General features: G+C 69.2%; 16 protein-coding genes, 1 tRNA gene and 1 pseudogene. 12 read left to right on the forward strand and 6 right to left on the reverse strand.

What is annotated here, in order from left to right; all coding sequences use genetic code 11:
* The first annotated feature begins 61 nt into the window (after nucleotides 1–61).
* Together OHA99_RS21555 and OHA99_RS21560 are read left to right on the forward strand one after the other, a co-directional pair.
* Nucleotides 62–709, forward strand: a complete 648-nt coding sequence (locus tag OHA99_RS21555; protein ID WP_153179376.1) for a TetR/AcrR family transcriptional regulator — start codon at nucleotides 62–64, stop codon at nucleotides 707–709.
* Nucleotides 710–862: 153 nt separating this feature from the next.
* Nucleotides 863–2,437: an MFS transporter gene (locus OHA99_RS21560; RefSeq protein WP_153181913.1), complete on the forward strand. Its 1,575-nt coding sequence runs from the start codon at nucleotides 863–865 to the stop codon at nucleotides 2,435–2,437.
* Here the strand turns inward: OHA99_RS21560 and OHA99_RS21565 are convergent.
* From OHA99_RS21565 to OHA99_RS21575, 3 genes are all read right to left on the reverse strand, one after another.
* Nucleotides 2,409–3,560 (reverse strand): RNA polymerase sigma factor, encoded by a 1,152-nt coding sequence (locus OHA99_RS21565; protein ID WP_153179377.1) that lies wholly within the window; start codon nucleotides 3,558–3,560, stop codon nucleotides 2,409–2,411. The two genes, OHA99_RS21560 and OHA99_RS21565, sit on opposite strands and share 29 nt — an antisense overlap.
* 67 nt (nucleotides 3,561–3,627) lie before the next feature.
* The gene (locus tag OHA99_RS21570) at nucleotides 3,628–4,035 is read right to left on the reverse strand and encodes a YciI family protein (RefSeq protein ID WP_108989348.1); all 408 of its coding nucleotides are present in this window, start codon (nucleotides 4,033–4,035) and stop codon (nucleotides 3,628–3,630) included.
* A 94-nt stretch (nucleotides 4,036–4,129) separates the two neighbouring features.
* Nucleotides 4,130–4,732 (reverse strand): TetR/AcrR family transcriptional regulator, encoded by a 603-nt coding sequence (locus OHA99_RS21575; RefSeq protein WP_405697308.1) that lies wholly within the window; start codon nucleotides 4,730–4,732, stop codon nucleotides 4,130–4,132.
* A gap of 130 nt (nucleotides 4,733–4,862) precedes the next feature.
* On the opposite strand from OHA99_RS21575, the gene OHA99_RS21580 reads away from it, so the two are divergent.
* From OHA99_RS21580 to OHA99_RS21605, 6 genes are all read left to right on the forward strand, one after another.
* Nucleotides 4,863–5,444, forward strand: coding sequence for a hypothetical protein (locus tag OHA99_RS21580; RefSeq protein WP_153179379.1), 582 nt, complete (start codon nucleotides 4,863–4,865; stop codon nucleotides 5,442–5,444).
* A gap of 103 nt (nucleotides 5,445–5,547) precedes the next feature.
* Nucleotides 5,548–6,438, forward strand: a complete 891-nt coding sequence (locus OHA99_RS21585) for an MBL fold metallo-hydrolase (RefSeq protein ID WP_405697310.1) — start codon at nucleotides 5,548–5,550, stop codon at nucleotides 6,436–6,438.
* 96 nt (nucleotides 6,439–6,534) lie between these two features.
* A complete protein-coding gene (locus tag OHA99_RS21590) occupies nucleotides 6,535–8,157 on the forward strand; it encodes an oxidoreductase (RefSeq protein WP_381497845.1) in 1,623 nt (540 codons plus the stop codon).
* 55 nt (nucleotides 8,158–8,212) lie between these two features.
* Nucleotides 8,213–8,770 (forward strand): GIY-YIG nuclease family protein, encoded by a 558-nt coding sequence (locus OHA99_RS21595; RefSeq protein ID WP_381497847.1) that lies wholly within the window; start codon nucleotides 8,213–8,215, stop codon nucleotides 8,768–8,770.
* Between the two features lie 34 nt (nucleotides 8,771–8,804).
* Nucleotides 8,805–8,987, forward strand: a complete 183-nt coding sequence (locus OHA99_RS21600; RefSeq protein ID WP_381497849.1) for a hypothetical protein — start codon at nucleotides 8,805–8,807, stop codon at nucleotides 8,985–8,987.
* A 163-nt stretch (nucleotides 8,988–9,150) separates the two neighbouring features.
* Nucleotides 9,151–10,704 (forward strand): alpha/beta hydrolase, encoded by a 1,554-nt coding sequence (locus OHA99_RS21605; protein WP_405697315.1) that lies wholly within the window; start codon nucleotides 9,151–9,153, stop codon nucleotides 10,702–10,704.
* Between the two features lie 170 nt (nucleotides 10,705–10,874).
* Here OHA99_RS21605 and OHA99_RS21610 read toward each other — a convergent pair whose 3' ends face one another.
* A complete protein-coding gene (locus OHA99_RS21610) occupies nucleotides 10,875–11,474 on the reverse strand; it encodes an XRE family transcriptional regulator (protein ID WP_240469072.1) in 600 nt (199 codons plus the stop codon).
* Between the two features lie 342 nt (nucleotides 11,475–11,816).
* Here OHA99_RS21610 and OHA99_RS21615 point away from each other — a divergent pair, with 342 nt between their 5' ends.
* From OHA99_RS21615 to OHA99_RS21625, 3 genes are all read left to right on the forward strand, one after another.
* Nucleotides 11,817–12,164, forward strand: coding sequence for a DUF6415 family natural product biosynthesis protein (locus tag OHA99_RS21615; RefSeq protein ID WP_054103650.1), 348 nt, complete (start codon nucleotides 11,817–11,819; stop codon nucleotides 12,162–12,164).
* 154 nt (nucleotides 12,165–12,318) lie between these two features.
* The gene (locus OHA99_RS21620; RefSeq protein WP_405698986.1) at nucleotides 12,319–12,771 is read left to right on the forward strand and encodes a glycine-rich domain-containing protein; all 453 of its coding nucleotides are present in this window, start codon (nucleotides 12,319–12,321) and stop codon (nucleotides 12,769–12,771) included.
* Between the two features lie 15 nt (nucleotides 12,772–12,786).
* Nucleotides 12,787–12,915 carry a hypothetical protein gene (locus tag OHA99_RS21625; RefSeq protein ID WP_276209616.1) on the forward strand — a complete coding sequence of 43 codons (129 nt, stop codon included), beginning with the start codon at nucleotides 12,787–12,789 and terminating at the stop codon, nucleotides 12,913–12,915.
* 616 nt (nucleotides 12,916–13,531) lie between these two features.
* Here the strand turns inward: OHA99_RS21625 and OHA99_RS21630 are convergent.
* Nucleotides 13,532–16,606: a hypothetical protein gene (locus OHA99_RS21630; protein ID WP_405697317.1), complete on the reverse strand. Its 3,075-nt coding sequence runs from the start codon at nucleotides 16,604–16,606 to the stop codon at nucleotides 13,532–13,534.
* A gap of 468 nt (nucleotides 16,607–17,074) precedes the next feature.
* Here OHA99_RS21630 and OHA99_RS21635 point away from each other — a divergent pair.
* Nucleotides 17,075–17,836 (forward strand): annotated as a pseudogene (locus tag OHA99_RS21635) (tyrosine-type recombinase/integrase); the annotation flags it as partial.
* Between the two features lie 81 nt (nucleotides 17,837–17,917).
* Here the strand turns inward: OHA99_RS21635 and OHA99_RS21640 are convergent.
* Nucleotides 17,918–17,990 (reverse strand) — tRNA-Arg (locus OHA99_RS21640).
* Nucleotides 17,991–18,066: the final 76 nt, after the last annotated feature.

An 18,066-nucleotide genomic window follows, 5' to 3' on the forward strand; every position in this document is an offset into this window, starting at 1 on the left:
AGTTACCCCGAGGCGATCCTGTTAATCAACATAAAATTGCTACGGAGGTAAGATTCTCCCCATGGACCTGAACGACACCCCGCCGCTGGGCCTGCGCGAGACCAAGAAGCGCGAGACGCGGCAGCTGATCTCCGACCACGCCACCAGGCTGTTCATCGAGCGCGGCTTCGAGCACACGACGATCGCCGAGATCGCCGACGCCGCCCGGGTCGCCAAGAAGACGGTGACGAACTACTTCCCGCGCAAAGAGGACCTGGCCCTGGACCACCAGGACGAGTTCGTCGCCGCCCTGGCCGCCACCGTGACGGCACGCGGAGCCGGCGAGACGCCGCTGTCGGCCCTGCGCCACGCCTTCCTGGCCGCCGTGGCGGCCCAGGACCCCGTCGCGGGCTTCGCCGGCGAGGCGTTCACCCGCATGATCGCCGACAGCCCCACCCTCACCGCGTGTCTGCGCGGCCTCCACGACCGGCGGGAGGAGGCACTGGCCGCCGCCCTGGCCGGCGCGACCGGCACCCCGCCCGACGACGTCACCCCCCGTACGGCCGCCGCCCTGCTCGGCGGGGTCCACCGCGTCCTGTTCGCCCGCATCCAGGAACTGACCCTGTCGGGGCACGCCAACCCGGAGATCGCCGAGGTGCTGGCGCGGGAGGCGCCCCGCGCCTTCGACCTGCTGACACCGGCCCTCGCGGAGTACGGGCGCCGCGCCTAGGGGTGCCGTACGGGCCGTTCCGGCGCGGTCCCGCGCCCGGATGCGCGGTCCCCCGGGCGGACGCAGACTGGCCGGGTGAGTGGAACGCAGACGGAGCGGGACCCGAGCACGCCGGGTGGCCGCCCTCCCTCCCAGTCGCTGGCCCTCGCCGCCATGATGTTCGCGGTGGCGATGACGTTCATCGACCAGACGATCGTCTCGATCGCCGCCCCCGACATCGTCTCCGAACTCGGCCTGTCCGCCTCCGGCATGCAGTGGGTGATCAACGCCTACCTGCTGGCCCTGGCCGCCTTCTTCGCCCTGGGCGGCCGCCTCGCCGACCTGTGGGGCCCACGCCGCGTGGTCGTCGTCGGCACCCTGGTCTTCGTCCTCGCCTCGGTCCTGTGCGGCTGCGTGCCCTCCGGCGACTACGCGCTGGCCTGGCTCATCGTCTTCCGCGCCGTCCAGGGCCTGGGCGCCGCGCTGCTCTTCCCGGCCGCGCTCGCCGTGGTCGTCGCGGTGTTCCCGGTCGGGCGCCGGGGCCGCGCGCTCGCCCTCTTCTTCGGCCTCACCGGCGCCCTGACCGCCGTGGGCCCGCTGCTCGGCGGCTGGCTGACGTCCTGGACCTGGCGGGCGATCTTCTGGGTCAACGTCCCCGTGGCGATCGCGGCGCTGATCCTGACCGCGCTGGCCGGGATTCCCGACCGCCGGCGCGAGGAGTCGCTGGACGTGAAGGGCGCCCTGCTGATCGTCGCCGGCATGGGGCTGAGCGTGCTCGGCTTCCAGCAGTCGGCGACCTGGGGCTGGGACAACGCGGCGACCTGGGTCTGCATCGCGGGCGGCCTCGCGATCCTCTACGCCTTCTGCCGCTACGAACTGCGCACCCGCCACCCCCTGGTCAACCTCGCGGTCTTCCGCGACCGCGCGTTCACCGTGGACGCGCTGGTGCTCTTCTTCGCCATGCTGGCGTTCGTCCCGCTGTTCTTCTTCGCCTCGGTCTACGCCCAGGTCTCGCTCAGCGCCTCACCCAACCAGGCCGCCCTGTACCTGCTGTACTTCTTCGCCGGGTTCGCCCTCGCCTCCCAGTGGGGCGGCCGCATCCTCGACAGGCGGGGCGCCCGCCCGGCGCTGCGGATCGGCTGCGCCCTGGGCGCCGTCGGCTTCGCGCTGTGGGCCGGCAAACTCACCGACCTGTCCATGCACGACCAGTGGCCCTACGCCGCCCTCGCGGGCGCGGGCATCGGCTTCGTCCTCGCCCCCGCGTCGACGGACGCCGTCAACCGCTCGATCGACTCCTCCTACGGCGAGGTCACCGGCATCACCCAGACCGTCCGCAACTACGCCGCCAGCGTCGGCCTGGCCGTCTTCGGCACCCTGCTGACGCACTCCATGACCGACCGGGTCGAGGAGACCCTGAGCACCCGCGGAGTACCGGCCGACGACCGGCGTTCCATGGCCCGGGACGTCACGGAGGCGATCACCGGCAACGCGGACACCCGCACCCCCACGGGCGACGGCCCGACCGAGACCGCGATGCGGGACGCGATGCCCGCGATCCGCCTCGACTTCGCCGAGGCCAACCAGTGGGTCTTCTACGGCATGGCCGTCGCCCTCGCGATCGGCTACTTCTGCGCACTGCGCCACCCGGGCGGCCGGGCGGAGGACCTGCACGCGGCTCCCGACGGGACCGGTGCCGGCGCGGCGACCGCCCCCCGGCCGGTCACCGGCCCTCACGACGCCGGGAGTTGAGGCGGGCGGCCTGCCGCGTCAGATGGTCGCGCTCGGCGAGGTCCGGCGCGTTGTGGGCCGCCTCGGCGTACAGCCGTGCCGCCGTGTCCACATCGCCGTCGCGCTCGTGCAGGTACGCCGCCACCGCCGCGTAACGGGGCAGCGCCGCATCCAGCTCGGCGAGCGCCGCCAGCCCGGCGCGCGGGCCGTCGGCCTCCCCGACGGCGACCGCCCGGTTGAGCCGGACCACCGGGTTGCCGGTCAGCCGCGCGAGCTCGTCGTACCACTCCACGATCTGCACCCAGTCGGTCTCCCCGGCGGTGGGCGCGTCGGCGTGCAGGGCGGCGATCGCGGCCTGGGCCTGGAACTCGCCCAGCCGGTCCCGGGCGAGCGCCGCCTGAAGGACCTCCACCCCCTCGGCGATCGACACGGTGTCCCAACGGCCGCGGTCCTGCTCGGCGAGCGGCACCAGACTGCCGTCGGCCGCCGTCCGGGCCGCGCGCCGGGCGTGGTGGAGCAGCATCAGCGCGAGCAGCCCCGCCACCTCGGGATGGTCGACGGAGGCCGCGAGCTGCCGGGTGAGCCGGATGGCCTCGGCGGCCAGGTCGACGTCACCGGAGTAGCCCTCGTTGAAGACCAGGTAGAGCACGCGGAGCACGGTGGCGACATCGCCGGGCCGGTCGAACCGGACATCGGCGACGGTGCGCTTGGCCCGGCTGATGCGCTGGGCCATCGTCGCCTCGGGCACCAGGTACGCCCGCGCGATCTGCCGGGTGGTCAGCCCGCCGACGGCGCGCAGGGTGAGCGCGACGGCGGAGGACGGGGTGAGCGAGGGATGCGCGCACAGGAAGTACAGCTGGAGCGTGTCGTCCGCGTCCGGTGCCGGTCCGGGCGCCGGCTCCTCCTCGACGCGGTCCTCGCGCCGCCGGCGGGCGGTGTCGGCGCGGGCCGCGTCGAGGAACCGCCGCCAGGCCACGGTGACGAGCCACCCCTTCGGGTCCCGCGGCGGGTCGGCCGGCCAGCCCCGGACCGCCTCGACCAGCGCGTCCTGGACCGCGTCCTCGGCCGCCGCGAAGTCGGCCCCGCGGCGGACGAGGACGGTCAGCACACCGGGGGTGAGGCTCCTGATCAGGGCCTCGTCCATCGGAGCCCTGTCAGGTGGAGCCTCGTCCACCGAATCCCCGTCCGTCGGAGCCGCGTCCATCGGGAGGTCACTCCGTGACGGTCGGGTGCGCCCCCATGAACGGACGCAGCTCCAGCCACTCGTGGATCGGCCTCCCGCCCGCGCCCGGGGCGGCGGACAGCTCCCCGGCCAGCTCGACGGCGCGCTCGTAGTCGTCGACGTCGATCACCATCCAGCCGGCGATGAGGTCCTTGGTCTCGGCGAACGGCCCGTCGGTGACCGGCGGCCGCCCCTCACCGTCGTACCGCACCCATGTCCCCTCGGGGGCGAGCGCCTGCCCGTCGACGAACTCGCCGGTCTTCTCGAGCCGGGCCGCGAAGTCGTTCATGTACTGGATGTGCGCCGAGACCTCGTCCGGCGTCCACTGGTCCATCGGCACGTCGTTGGCCGGTGCCGGGGCGCCCCGGTAGTGCTTGAGCAGCAGGTACTTGGCCATGATGCCTCGTCTCCTCGGTGCTGATGCGGCCCATTGTGGCCGCCTTCACCCCTGGGACGGAGCCGGACGCGCGTCCTCGACACGGCGGGAGGGATCAGACGGAAGATTTTTCCGAGACGTCCCTCAGGACCCCTTCCACACCGTGTAGGAAGGTCGCGGAGATCAGCTCGGGGTCGAAGAGGCACCCGGCCGCCATCGCGCCGTCCCGCAGCATGACGAGGTGCCGCCCGGCGGCGTCCACGGGTCCCCGGCCCTCGCCCACTCGCGCCAACAGCTCCGTGACGGTGTCCAGGAACCACTGCCGGTGGGCCAGCACCGCCCGGTGCACGGGGTGCTCCGGGTCCGGGTACTCGGCCACGGCGTTCAGGAAGGCGCAGCCGCGGAAGCCGGGGGACCGGATCCCGTCGACGATGGACCGCGCGACGGCCCGGACCTGCCCGGCGGCGGAGGGCGTACCGCTCACGGCCGCGGCCACCTGCGCCCGGATGCCCCGGTCGGCCTGGTCGAGGTAGGCGAGGATCAGATCCTCCTTGCCCGAGAAGTGCCGGTACAGCGTGGCCCGCGTGACCTGCGCCTCCGCGGTGATCCGGTCGATGCCGACGGAGTGGATGCCCTCCGAGTAGAAGATCTTCGTGGCGGTGCCGAGCAGTCGGGCTCGCGCTTCGGAGGGGGGACGGACTTCCGCGCTCGGGCTCATGGGGCCACCGTATCAAGGTGGCGAGGTAGAACGTTCGGTCTTGACAGGGGGCGGTGGGAGGCTCTTGACTGCATGACGAGACCGAACGTTCTACCTCACCCTCGCAAACCTCCTCACCGAAAGGCCCTCCGTGGACACCACCTCCGCCTCCGCGTCCGCCTCGACCGTCGCCGCACCGCCCGCCGGCGTCCCCGTCACCCTGCGCAAGCTGTACTTCGTCCGCTTCGCGTTCGCCGCCGTATGGGCCGCCCTGCTCTTCGCCACCGCCGACACGCTGGGCCCGCTCAGCACCACGCTCCTGCTGGTCTATCCGCTGTTCGACGTCGGGGCCGCGATCGTCGACGTCCGGTCGGCGCGGGCGAACGGCGGCCCGGCCGTCCCCCTGTACGCGAACATCGCGATCAGCTCCCTGACGGTCCTCGCCCTCGCGCTCGCCGCCACCTCGGGCATCCCGGCCGTCCTGCGCGTCTGGGGCGCGTGGGCCGTCACCGCGGGCATCGTCCAGCTCGTCGCGGGCGCCGTCCGCCGCCGGCTGGGCGGCCAGTGGCCGATGATCGTCAGCGGCGCCGTCTCGACGCTCGCCGGCGTCTCGTTCGTGACGCAGGCCGGCGCCGACGACCCGTCCCTGGGCAGCCTCGCGGGCTACGCCTTCCTCGGCGGCGTCTTCTTCCTGGCCTCGGCGGTCCGTCTGACCCGGCGGCGGTCCGCCTGACCCGGGGGACGCGCAGTCCGGCCCGACGGGACGTGTGACTCCGGGACCTTCGAGCACCCGTGGCAGTACCCGGGGGAGTCGCGAGCGACGGAAGGAGCCGACCGTGCCGCACCACTCACCCACCCCGCCGGAGCCGGGGAAGCCGAGGGAACAGGGGACGCCGGGGAAGCCGCCCGAGGGCGTCGCGGACATCCAGTTCATCGGCAACGCGACCCTGCTGATCCGCTACGGCGACCTGACCCTCCTGACGGACCCCAACTTCCTCCACCGCGGCCAGCGGGCCCACCTCGGCTACGGACTGGTCTCGCGCCGGGTCACCGAGCCGGCCCTCGACGTGACGGAACTGCCGCACGGGGACCTGGACGCCGTGATCCTCTCCCACCTCCACGGCGACCACTTCGACCGGGTGGCCCGCCGCGGCCTGGACCGCGGCCTGCCGTTCATCACCACCCCGCACGGCTCCCGCCTCCTGAAAGGCCTGTACGGCTTCCGCCGCGCCGCCGGCCTGCACACCTGGCAGCGGTACACCGTGCACCGCGGCGACTCCACCGTCCGCGTCACCTCGCTCCCCGGCCGCCATGCGCCCGGCGCCGCCCGCTTCCTGCTGCCGCCGGTGATGGGCAGCCTGCTGGAGTTCGGCGACCGCACGGGCGAGACCCGCCTCGTCCTCTACCTCTCCGGCGACACCCTGATGTACGACGGCCTGCGCGAGATCGCCGTACGCCACCCGGACATCCACCTGGCCGTCCTGCACCTCGGCGGCACGACCCTGCCCGGCGGTCTCGTGGTCACCATGGACGCCGAGCAGGGCGCCGACCTGCTCGACCTGCTCCGCCCGCGCCAGGCGCTGCCCGTGCACTACAACGACTACACGGTCTTCCGCTCCCCCTTGGAGGACTTCCTCACGGAGGCCGACCGCAGGGGCCACACCGACCGCCTGCTGCGGTGCGCACCGGGCGAGCACGTGACGGTGGGCGCGCAGGCGAGGGCCTGACGGGGCCGGCGAGGCGGCGGAAGGGACCGGCGAGGCGGCCGAAAGGAGAAGAGGGGGCTTGCCCGGCAGGCAGCGGCCCCAGGAAGATCGTCACTCGTGCGCCTCAACGAACTCAACGCCCACGAACGCCGGTTGTGGGACGCCTACCCGCAAGGCCGCCCCGTCGCAGCCTCGGACACCCCGCACGACCCGGGCGCGTCGGGCGCCCCGCACGACCCGGCGGCACCGGACCGAACGATCCGGTCCGAAGTCGTCGCGGCCCTGCTGCTGGGCGCCAACGACGCGGGCGGGCCGGGAGACCGCCCCGCACTCCGCCTGACCGGTGCACGGATCACGGGCCTCCTGGACCTCCGGTTCACGGAGATCACGGCACCGGTCGTCCTGACCGACTGCCGCTTCGACGAGGCACCGCTGCTGAAGGGCGCCCGGACCCGGGAGCTGGCCATGACGGGCTGCACCCTGCCCGGACTCGTGGCGGACACGGCACAGATCGACGCGAGACTGACCCTCACCCGCTGCCGCCTCACGGGCCCCCTGGTCCTCTCCCGCACCCAGATCAACGGAGACCTGGACCTGCGCCACACGAAGATCACCTTCCCGGACGGCGAGGCGATATCGGCGGTCCACGCCCAGGTGGGAGGCGACGCACTGTGCACCGACCTGGCCGTGGAGGGGACGTTCCGGCTGTCCGGCGCGGCCGTGGACGGCGAGTTCGACCTGGAGGGCGCCTCGCTCCACGCCCCCGGCCGCCACGCCCTGGACGCCTACCACGTGCGCGTCACCGAGGACTTCACCTGCCACCCCGGCTTCAGCGCCGAGGGCCGGCTCATCCTCTCCGGCGCCACGGTCGGGGCGGCCATCGGCTTCTGCGGCGCCCGGCTGAGCAACACCGGTGACGTCGCCCTGGAGGCGGTGGACGTCACCGTCGCCCGCAACTTCGACCTGGGCCTCGGCCTCACGGTCGACGGCGCGGTGAAACTCGACGGCACCCGCGTCGGCACGGAACTCAGTCTCCGCGACGCCGAACTGACCCACCCGGGCGGCACCGCCCTGTCCCTGCGGGCGGTCCAGGCCCGGGAAGCGGACCTGCGCACCCGGCGCCCGGTCGACGGAACGGTGGACGCCCGCAACGCCCACCTCGGCACGCTCCACGACGACCGGGACACCTGGCCCGCCGACCTCCGCCTGACCGACACGACGTACGACACGCTGGCCACCCCCCTGTCGGCCACCGAGCGCATCCGCTGGATCCGCCGCTCACCCGGCGGCTACCTCCCCCAGCCCTACGAGCAACTGGCGGCGGCCTACCGGCGTATCGGCCACGACGACGAGGCCCGCACGGTCCTCCTGGCCAAACAACGTCACCGCCGCGCCGGCCGCCCCGCCCACACCCGCCTCTGGGGCCACGTCCAGGACGCCGCCGTGGGCTACGGCTACCGTCCCCTCCGCGCCGGTCTCTGGCTCCTGGCCCTACTGGCCTGCGGCGCCCTCTACTTCGCCCTGCACACCCCGGACCCCCTCGACCCCGGCAAGGCGCCCCCCTTCAACGCCGTCTTCTACACCCTCGACCTCCTCGTCCCCATCATCACCTTCGGCCAGGAACCCGCCTTCGCCCCCCGGGGCCCCGGCCAGTGGCTCTCGTACACCCTGATCGCGTCCGGCTGGATCCTGGCGACGACGGTGACGGCGGGGGTGTCGCGGGCACTGAGCAGGCAGTGAGACCGATCCGAACAAGGCCCTCGTAGGCCGCTGCCCATGCCCCTATCCTGCGGCCATGCCGGAGCAACCAGCCGTACGACCGCCCAGCGAGGCCCTGTTCACCTCGCCGCGTTCGCTGTCCGAGGCCGCGGCCGCCCTGCCGAGGACCGCGGGGCTGTACGCCTGGTGGGCCCCGCAGAGCGCGCTCCCCTCCTTCCCGGGACCGGTGAACCCGGCGGATCCCGGACACCGGCTGCTCTACCTCGGCAAGGCCACCCGCCTGCGCACCCGCATCACGTCCAACCACCTGCGCCGCTCCGGAAGTTCCACGCTGCGACGCACACTGGCGGGCCTGCTCATGCCCACGGAGGGCTACCGGACGGTGCGGACGGACCGGGTGGTCCTCGTCCCGGAGGACGAGGAGCGTCTCACCGCATGGATGCACGAGCACCTGACCCTCACGTGGGCCGAACACCCTGACCCGCTCCCGGTGGAACGCGAGTTGATCACCCGCCTGAACCCCCCGCTCAACGTCGACGGCGCGAGCGCGGGCGCCGCACTCGACGCCGTGCGGAAGGCCCGCGCCCGGTACCACGAAAGCGCGGGACCTCCCCCGGGGCGAGCACCCAGGTGACTTTTACGCCCTCGCGTGCTCTCCTGGCCCGGAAATGGACGACGATGACAGCGAATACCAGCGAGCCGCCCAGCAAGCCGCCCGAGCGACCCGGCGCGCCTGGTCAACCATCGCCTGGACCACCGGAGCACTCGGCTGCACGCTGATCACCGTCGCCCTCCTCTGCACGGCCGCGGCCGTTGCCTGCCTCTACGTCGTAGTGACGAGCCACTACTGATCACCGACGGCATGACCCCGTGAACGCCGGGCGTCGGCCGTGCTGTCGGAGGCGGCTTGTAGCCTGCACGCATTCGACGATCGGACGGTCGGACGATCACGGGTACGGGTACGGGCGTGCGGGCACGGGGCGGGCGTCCAGGGGCGGGAGCGCGGGGATTTCGATGAGTGGCGCACATCCGACGAGAAGCAGCAGACCGGGCCTCTCGGCCGGTGCACTCGTCGTCGCGGGGGTCCTCCTCGCCGCGATCGGCGCCGTCGGCGCCTGGCTCCAGCGCGACGCTCCCGGCGGGAGCGCGCAGCCGCGTACGGAGCTCACCGCGAGCAACCCGCCCCCCGGTCTGCCCGCCGCGCTCACCACCGGCCAGCACCTCCGCTGGTCCCGCTGCACCTCGCCGCCCACCGCGCGCAAGGGCTACGACTGCGCCGCCATGAAGGCCCCCCTCGACTACCGGAAACCGGACGGCAGGACGATCGACGTCGCCCTGATCCGCCGCAAGGCCACCGGCCCGAACGCCCGGCGCATCGGCTCGCTCGTCCTCAACTTCGGCGGCCCCGGCGTGTCGGGCGTGAGCGGACTCCCCGAACGCCTCAAGCAGTACGAGCCGCTCCTCGACCGCTACGACCTGGTCTCCTTCGACCCTCGCGGCGTCGGCGCGACCATCCCCGTGCGCTGCGGGAAGACCGCGGACGACACCGGTTACGACGGGGCCGACGCCTGCGCCGAGCACTCCGGGGCGATCCTCCCGTTCGTCGGCACCTCGCACACCGCGCGCGACCTCGACCTGATGCGCTACCTCCTCGGCGACGAGCGGCTGCACTACTTCGGCGTCTCGCACGGAACGACGCTCGGCGCGGTCTACGCCCACCTGTACCCGTCGCACGTCGGACGGCTCGTCCTGGAAGCGCCCGTCGATCCGACCGAGGATCTCAGCGAGCAGCAGGTGTCCCAGGTCAAGGCGGTCCAGGCGGCGTTCGACCGGTTCGCCGCGCACTGCGCGGCCCGTATCCGCCACTGCCCGACCGGTGACGGGCCCGAGGAGGCCGAGCGGCGCATGGCGGGCTTGGCCGACCGCCTGAAGAAGAAGCCCGCCCCGGCCGGCGCCGGAAGGAACCTCGACGCCGACGACCTCGCGCACGCCGTCGGCGACCATCTCGTCCGCGGCACGGACGGCTGGGAGCCGCTCGCCAAGGCCCTCACCGCGCTGATCGACGACAACGACGGCCGTCCGCTGAGCAAGGGCGCGGACGACACCGGATCCGCCGACCGGGCGGCGACCCCGCACGACAACAGCCGCACCGCCCAGACCGCGATCACCTGCGCGGACTCCAGCCTGCGCCCCGGCTTCGAACGCCTCGACCGGGACGAGGCCCGCGTCAAGGCCGCCTCGCCCGTCTTCGGCGAGGCCTGGTCCACCGGCGTCTACCTCTGCTACGACTGGCCGTTCGACGGCGAGCGCGCCACGCCCCAGGTGAACGCCGACGGCGCCGCCCCCGTCCTGGTCGTCGGCGGCACCGGCGACCCGACCACCCCCTACCCCGGCGCCCGCCACATGGCCCACGCCCTGGGCGACGGCGTCGGCGTCCTCCTGACCGCCGAGGAGGAGGGCCACGGCACCTACCCGCAGAACCGCTGCGTCACGAAGACGGTCGACACATACCTCCGCACGGGCCACACCCCGGCCGTGGGCACGGTGTGCCGGGGCAGCATGTCCTGAGACCCGTACGGATGCTCCGCCGGGCGGCTCAGCAACACCGCGGACGTTGGCAACGCCCCCTGACCCTGTTCAGGTGCTCTTCCACCAGGTGGGGCGGGGTCGGCGCTGTCCTCGCCCTCTTCGCCCGATGACCGCGGCCCCGCGCTCCCACCGGGAGGGAGGCCGCTTTGTCATGCCTGGGGGGCGGCGACGCTCGGGAGCGGGACTCCGCGGCCCCACAGCTCTTCGGCGTGCTCGGAGAACCGATCGAACAGTCCGCCCTGCCCGCGCCGTCGCACGTGCATCAGTGGGGAGTCGTGGCCGACGACGCGCGCCAGATGCGGCGTGATGAACGCCTGGTCGTCGAAGCGAAACACCGACAACGACACGTGATTCGTGGCGTCCTCGGCGGCCGAGTACCGCACCTGGATCTGCGGGACGTCGGCCAGCCTGGCGAGTTCCTCGAGGGACATGCGGATGCGGGTGGACACCGTCAGTGCCACGCCCTCGATGACCTCGCGCTGCCTGGTGACGTCGCCGTCGGGGTCTCCGAGCAGGAACCGAACCTGGCACCCGGACACCGCCTTCTGCCGCAGCGTCGCCGTGATGGCCGGGACCTGGGTCCACAGGAAGTAGTTGGTGTACCCGGCGAAGAGCAGCTCCTCGGACGCGTTCTCGATCAGCTCCGTCCAGGCGGTCGACGGGCAGGCGGACCGGTACGGGTACGTCTGGATGACTTCGCGGTCCCCGCCCGTCTTCAACCGTTCCCTGACGGCCTTGGGCCACAGCATGTCTGACTCAACTCCCAGCGCCTGCGAGGCGTCTTCCCTGTTCCTTGCGTGCGGGATCAGCGCGTCGTCGGCGATCCAGCGCTCCACTGTCTTCCCCGATACGCCGACGCGAAGCGCGAGCTGCCTCGGAGAGAGTCCGGCGGAATCCATAGCTGATCGTAAGGCCGTATTCAAGGCTCCCCCTGTGGACGTTTGGACGCTTTCGAAGCTAGCGCCCTTACGCCCCAACTGTCTGCCCGGACGTACTGATTTGGGCCTGATGGGGCATCACGATGGGCTGCAAGACCCCGGCGACTGCCGCGAACGGCCCCGGGGCATGTCCGACACCCAAGGAGTGCCGACGTGCCGCACGCTACCGCCCCCGTGGACCTGAAAACGATGCGAGAGACGGCAAGCCTGCTGCTCGCCCCTGACGCGGACAAGCCGGACCCCGGCGAGCTGGAGAAGCTGCGCCGGGCACTGACCGGGATGGCGTACATCGCCGTCCCGGAGATCGAGGCCGCCGCTGGGAAGCTCCCGAAGGACGACGTGCCCCGGGCTTGCGCACTGGCGTGCGTGGGCGAGGCGCGGATGCGGCTCCGGGCGGAGCCCGGCGAGACGTTCGAGCAGCGGCTGGCCATCGCGAAGAAGCTGGCCCGCTTGGTTCGCGCGCTGGCCGACCACTGCCAGACGCTGGGCTGCGCGTCGTAGGCCGCTCACAGACTCCCGCCCAGGCCGGGCAGACCCGGCAAGGTGCCCCGACCCGGGCGGGTCATCCCCATCCGCAACGAGCGAAGGAGATCTCGTGACCATACCTCCGGGCCCGACCCCGCCTCCCACTGTGGCGCTGCCCGCCCTCGTGCGCATGCTCATCACCGACCAGCAGTTCGCCAGCGTCCGCGGCACCATCCTGGACGCCAACCCGGACATGGACGAGACGATGGCCGGCCGGATCGTCGACGAGGGTCTCAAATTCGTGGCCGCCTGCGCGACCAGCCCGAACCTGGGCCTGGCCCCGTCGCAGATCGTCGACGAGGGCTGGCACGCCCTGATCCTCCACACCGCCATGTATGCCGAGCTGTGCGAGCGGCTCGGCGGCGGGTTCGTCCACCACTACCCGGGCTACGACCCCACCAACTACGACCCGCCGATCCTGGACCGGACCCGTGAGTCCATCGCGGCGCTCGGCTGGGAGGCGGACCCGGAGCTGTGGGGGCCGCCGGCCGACGAGACGCTGGTGTCGGTGGCCGCCAGGTGCCAGCACGCGCCCGAGTGCACGATTCGGCCCATGCCGAAGCCGGAGCCCCCCGTAGCCTGAGGGCTGGAGGTGCTCATGTCCGAGTGGATCGACCCGCGGTACGCGGACCTGGTGGCGGCGTGGAAACGCTCGCAGCAGCCGACCTCGCGTGACCCGCAGGAGGAGCGGCCGGTGCGAGGGTTCGTGATCTCGCCCAAGCCCTGACCGCCGTACCGACCGCGGCCCGTCTCCGTCCCCGTAGGAGGCGGGCCGCGCCGTCGTGTCAGCTCCTCCATCTCGACGCTCATCGCGTCGGCGGCGCGGATCAGAGTGTCCAGGACAGGCGAGAAGTGGCCGTTCTCGATCCGGCTCTACGTGGCGACGTCGATGCCGCCCCTGCCGTACACGCACGAGAAGGCCCCGGACCGCCGCTGACCTGCGACTTCCGGGGCCTTAGCTCTGCTCAACTACTGTGCCCCCGGCAGGATTCGAACCTGCGACACCCGCTTTAGGAGAGAGGCGGGGGGGGGGGCGCTGACCTGGAGCTTCGATACCTAGTCAGGCGGCGGGAACTCGTCCGCGAGGCACCGCTGTTGACCGCAGCTGCCCTCTGTATCTGGCACGGCAGTGGCACGAACCTCAGCCGACGACAGTCGGCCACGACGGCGGGCGGCCGACCGACCACGCACGCGTGTGCCTCGCTGCACCCTCTCCGGCCTCAGCCACGTTATTGGTGTGTGTCGTCGACTGGAGCAAGCGGACACGGCCGGCCCGTGACGACGGCCGGAGCCTTCAGCTTGGGAAGCACCTTGCGTACAGCAATAGTCGCCGGCATGGAGCCTCAAACACCAGATGACTCACCGGCGATAAATGGGTCCTCGTGAGGCGCATCAACCGTCCAGTACCCGTAACGATTTTCCAGGACAGCCAGATAGTCATCTGGGATTAGCTCGCCATGGGGAGCCAAGCCCCAAGTCTTCAGGGTGGCTGCAAATGAGAAAGCAAGATGTGTCCGCAGTGAATCTTCCGTCACGAGATGAGCCGGAATTAGGACATCCTGCGGGGCTTCCGAGGCGAACAAAGCGTCTGGACTGGTCTGACCGAACGTCTCCTCAGTGAACGTGTGCCGGTAATTAAGCACTTGGTTAGCAAGAGCTTGAAGGATGTGCCAGTCCTTCCATCCCTGATCTCTTAGACAAGTAACTGTATGATGGAAAGTGGAATCGGCGTTAAGTGCCATTAGCGTGTGCGGAAGCATGCGCGCAAAGGACTGGTAGCGACGCTCGCATCGAATGATGGCCTCTCCTTCGGTAAAACCGGGGCCTGGCTTATCGATTTCGCGCAATGAAGGAGGCGTAAGGGGTTCCCCATACCCTTTTATACCCCAAGGGTGAATCTCTTTCCTAGATGTGGCTTCGAAGGCTTCGTTATCGATGAACGAGATAGCGCGATCATAGCGAATGTGAGGCATTAGCCGCTCGAGGTGTCCGGGGCGCAGTGCCTGCTGCATATGCTCACTCAGCCGTTCTTCCGGAAGCAATGAAATCTCGCTCAGGATCAGCAGGATGATGGAAGCCACTTCAGCGTGCGCGTCAAAGAAGTCGAGCTTGTTTGGTCCTTCATCGCGAGTTAGTCTAACTTTCCAATGTCGTTCCTGCTGTGCGGTGCTACGCAATCTCCGTGGTTCCGCGTGCGCGGCTTGACCGTTAGGCGAGCGTACGGTCGCTAGGTCTACAAGGATTTTGGACGGGCAAAGGACCAGGTCAATGTCGCTGAGCAGCGTATAGAGTTCCTGCGCTGCCGCCACGAACCTCTCGGCAGCCATGACTTCTGTTCGGCGATTCTCACAACGGATCCTCCACGAGACGCCGTGCATTTTCCATGTGATTTCACGCTTCGTGCCGCAATCGGCAAAGGCTTGCTGCCCGATATCTGACTTCAGTTGTCCCTGAACTTCATGTGCGCCGTCCTGAACTGAAGAGAGTGAGGGTGCCGCGGGAATCTGCTCACTTCCGGTAATGCCTATATGGCGGTCAATGAAAGAAGTGGCCTTGGTCGAGTCCATGAACGTGGAAACCCACCTTACATAGGCCAGCGCTTCCACGACCGATTTCAGGTCATCCCAGCGTTGAACGTCGTCGGCTGCGCAGCGGATTTCAGAATGAGAAGCAAGGGCGTAATCTGCAAGGATTACGAAAGAGAACCAATTCCCCGCCAAGAAGTCACAGAAACAGGCTTCAAGAAGCGATGTAGGCACTGATTCATGTCGCGCAACTCTAGCAGAGGCTACGGCGCCGGCCGCTAGAAAGTAGTGCTTAGCGGCATAAAAGAGTCCAAGATTCCGAAACGCCTCTGCTGTGGCGAACATGACTCTGATGGAGCTGTCAAAGTCATCACCTGAAAGCCAGTTCTTCCTTGCGATAACCAAATCGGCGAGCGATTCGAGTGGTAGGTCAGCCTGCAGTAGAGCCGTCGCTCTTTTCCAGGCAGATTCAGCACGAGCGGACTTGCCCGACTGCCGTTCTACGGCTAGGTCGAGCTCCCGTGTAAGGATTGGCCAAGCGGGGATGTTGACAAAGAATTGTGCACGCATAGATACGTGTTCAGCAAGCTGTTTAATTGGGAAAAAGGGCGCCTTCTCAATCTTTCCGAGGAGCTCCAGCCAGCAGGTCACGGCCCCCTCTGCGTCGAGCAGGAAAATGTCCTGGCGGAGAACGACCTCACCGCGTTGTATGAGTTCAGTTAGGCGCGATTGAGGCATCGGCGGAACAGGGCCGTACGCACGCCTTCCAGGCGGGTCTTCCGCGACCCTGCCAAGGTCAAGTCCGCACAGGAGGGTCGCCTTAGTGTCCAGGAATTCGCAAATGTCGCCCTCATCTGTTGCGGTTTGGATCAGATTGCCTACGTGCCGAAGCAAGCGTTGCCCGTAGCCCAGGATCCATTCTTTGTCTATTGAAGTGGTCCGATGCAACCATGCTGCTTGCACGTACATTAGAAGAACGCTCACATCTTCCAGCTGGCTCGGCGTGGAGTACGTAAGTGCGCGCTCTAGATAGGCCTTAACTGAGTCGTCGGCTGGTGTCATATCTTCCAAGCCGCGAAGCCGTGCGACCGCTATCTCGTAGGTCGCAATATCTTGCATTTCCTGAGGGTGGCTATTCCCGCCGAATGGAGTGATAGCGTTAATCCAGAACTCAATGTCTCCCCTGAGGTTGGCTTGGCGCGTTGCATACCGAATGCAGCTTCGCAGGTCCATTAGATCGCCGTAAGAACCCGTGAGTTCTACTCCGCCCTGCATGTAGCGCTTCTGCTCCCTGTACCATTCAGGCGCCTTAACCCTTTGCGGAAGGAATGCTGTGGGCACGTTAAGATGTTGAACGGCGATCCAGGTATTTCGTTCCTGAGCCAAAGCCTCAGAGAGTGCCACTCCGTCTATTATTTCAAGGGCCACGTTGTGCTCTTCGTGGGCTCTTCGTATTAGGTCGTGACGTTTGGCAGCTGCAACTTCGGCCTCGGCGAAAAAGAAGACGCGGTCAACTGATGTTCCTGTCCCACAGATAGATGACAGGTCGCCCATTACTTTGGACGCAATGTTATTTACCTGGAGTGTACATGCGAAAACAACTGTCTCATCCGGGGCCAGGCCAATAAATATGCCGCCTGTGCCCAAATTGCTTTTTAGATAGGTGTGGAAGGTTTCGAAGTCCCTCCCCTGGTCCCCGCCAGCTGCTACGGGCCCTGTGGCAGGTAGGATGTTGGCCAAAATGTTCTGACGAGCGAAATCCCTGCAGATATCCTCAAACTTGTGGTGGCCATTTCGCGCCCGAAGCTGAGCCAGTTGGAAGCGCAGGTAACTGGTCAGCTCCTCTTGGGACCAAGTTTGAACATCTTGCTCACCCTGTCGCGCCAACGTCATGCCAGGATGGTATGCCGCCTTGGGGGCGGCTGGTGGGTGTTCTCATAGGTCGGCGGAGCGGGTTTGGTCGCTGGCCTGCCCGGTCTGGGGTCGAGCATGACTAGGGGGCCGTACGCTGGTTGGCAACTCGGACAGGCTTTGGACCTGCTCGCAATGTGCACGAGTGGCCCCCTGGTCATGCTCGACGCGGGACCCGGACCGGGGAGGTGGCTAAAGCCGTGGAGCCGACCGGCCTCAGCCACGACGTGCCCCTTCTATGAGGTCGGCGGCTGATTGCTGTGCGCGCGGCACGGACGCCGGCCGGGCTGGAGCGGGGCGGAGACAGGAGCGCAGGCCCGGCCGGGGGCCGGGCCGCGCGCGGTGAGCGGAGCGAGCCGCCTTGAACCAGTAGAGAAAGTTGTAACTCAGTCGGCCTGCTGGGGCTTGTCCGGTCCCGGTAGCTGCTTGACACTTCGCTCCCAGCTGATTGAGCCGACGGTGGTCAAGGCGTACCAACTGCTGCGCGCCCTGATGAATACGGCCGTCGACGACGAACTGATCCGGCGCAATCCGTGCCGCATCAAGGGCGCAGACCGCTACGACGTGCCCGAGCGGCCGGTCCTCACGGTCGCGGAGGTCTTCGCCGTTGCCGACTCCATCGCGCCGCGCTACCGACTGCTCGTGCTCCTGGCGGCCTTCACCACCCTCCGGTTCGGGGAGCTGGCGGCCTTGCGACGCCGGGACATCGACCTGGAGGCGCTGACTGTCACTGTGCGCCGCGCTCAGGCCGAGTTGCAGGACGGTCGGCTCTTCGACAAGGCGCCGAAGTCCGCGGCCGGGGTGCGCTCCGTCTCCTTCCCGGCCGAACTGCTCGACGCGGTCACGCACCACCTGGAGCACTTCGCCGCTCCTGGACGTGAGGGTCACGTCTTCGTCGGGTCGCAGGGTGGGCAGTTGCGTCGCAGTAACTTCCGGGACGACTGGGTCGCGGCTCGGAAGGCGGCTGACGTCACGGCCGAACTGCACTTTCACGACCTACGGCACACGGGCAACACGCTCGCCTCCACGGCCGGGGCCAGCACCCGGGAGCTGATGACGCGGATTGGGCACAGTAGCTCCCGAGCCGCGCTGATCTATCAGTACATGACCAGCGACCGGGACAGGGCCATCGCGGACCGCCTTGGGGCCATGATCCGGGGCGGCGGGGGAGTGGCCTCAGGGTCCACCGGGGAGGACGCTGAGCGGACGTAGTGGCACGCGTGTGGCACGGCGCCTGAAACGGCTAAGGGCCAGCCTGGGAGGAAACCCCTCCTGAGCTGGCCCTTCTACGTGTGCCCCCGGCAGGATTCGAACCTGCGACACCCGCTTTAGGAGAGCGGTGCTCTATCCCCTGAGCTACGAAGGCGGGGCGTGCCGCTGTGGGCGGCGGTGCCAACAGGTTAGCGGATTGGAGGCGGGGGTGGAGGGGGAGGCCGGGGTGT

It is taken from the genome of Streptomyces coelicoflavus (assembly GCF_045041415.1).
In the GTDB taxonomy this organism is placed as follows: domain Bacteria; phylum Actinomycetota; class Actinomycetes; order Streptomycetales; family Streptomycetaceae; genus Streptomyces; species Streptomyces coelicoflavus.

Excerpts from the sequence above, each read along its gene's own strand:
- OHA99_RS21575 (WP_405697308.1), bottom strand. The coding sequence starts at position 4,732 with ATGAGCCCGAGCGCGGAAGTCCGTCCCCCCTCCGAAGCGCGAGCCCGA.
- OHA99_RS21610 (WP_240469072.1), bottom strand. The coding sequence starts at position 11,474 with ATGCTGTGGCCCAAGGCCGTCAGGGAACGGTTGAAGACGGGCGGGGAC.
- OHA99_RS21595 (WP_381497847.1), top strand. The coding sequence starts at position 8,213 with ATGCCGGAGCAACCAGCCGTACGACCGCCCAGCGAGGCCCTGTTCACC.
- OHA99_RS21625 (WP_276209616.1), top strand. The coding sequence starts at position 12,787 with ATGTCCGAGTGGATCGACCCGCGGTACGCGGACCTGGTGGCGGCGTGG.
- OHA99_RS21620 (WP_405698986.1), top strand. The coding sequence starts at position 12,319 with ATGCTCATCACCGACCAGCAGTTCGCCAGCGTCCGCGGCACCATCCTG.
- OHA99_RS21600 (WP_381497849.1), top strand. The coding sequence starts at position 8,805 with ATGGACGACGATGACAGCGAATACCAGCGAGCCGCCCAGCAAGCCGCC.
- OHA99_RS21560 (WP_153181913.1), top strand. The coding sequence starts at position 863 with ATGATGTTCGCGGTGGCGATGACGTTCATCGACCAGACGATCGTCTCG.
- OHA99_RS21555 (WP_153179376.1), top strand. The coding sequence starts at position 62 with ATGGACCTGAACGACACCCCGCCGCTGGGCCTGCGCGAGACCAAGAAG.
- OHA99_RS21605 (WP_405697315.1), top strand. The coding sequence starts at position 9,151 with ATGAGTGGCGCACATCCGACGAGAAGCAGCAGACCGGGCCTCTCGGCC.
- OHA99_RS21630 (WP_405697317.1), bottom strand. The coding sequence starts at position 16,606 with ATGACGTTGGCGCGACAGGGTGAGCAAGATGTTCAAACTTGGTCCCAA.
- OHA99_RS21565 (WP_153179377.1), bottom strand. The coding sequence starts at position 3,560 with ATGGACGAGGCCCTGATCAGGAGCCTCACCCCCGGTGTGCTGACCGTC.
- OHA99_RS21570 (WP_108989348.1), bottom strand. The coding sequence starts at position 4,035 with ATGGCCAAGTACCTGCTGCTCAAGCACTACCGGGGCGCCCCGGCACCG.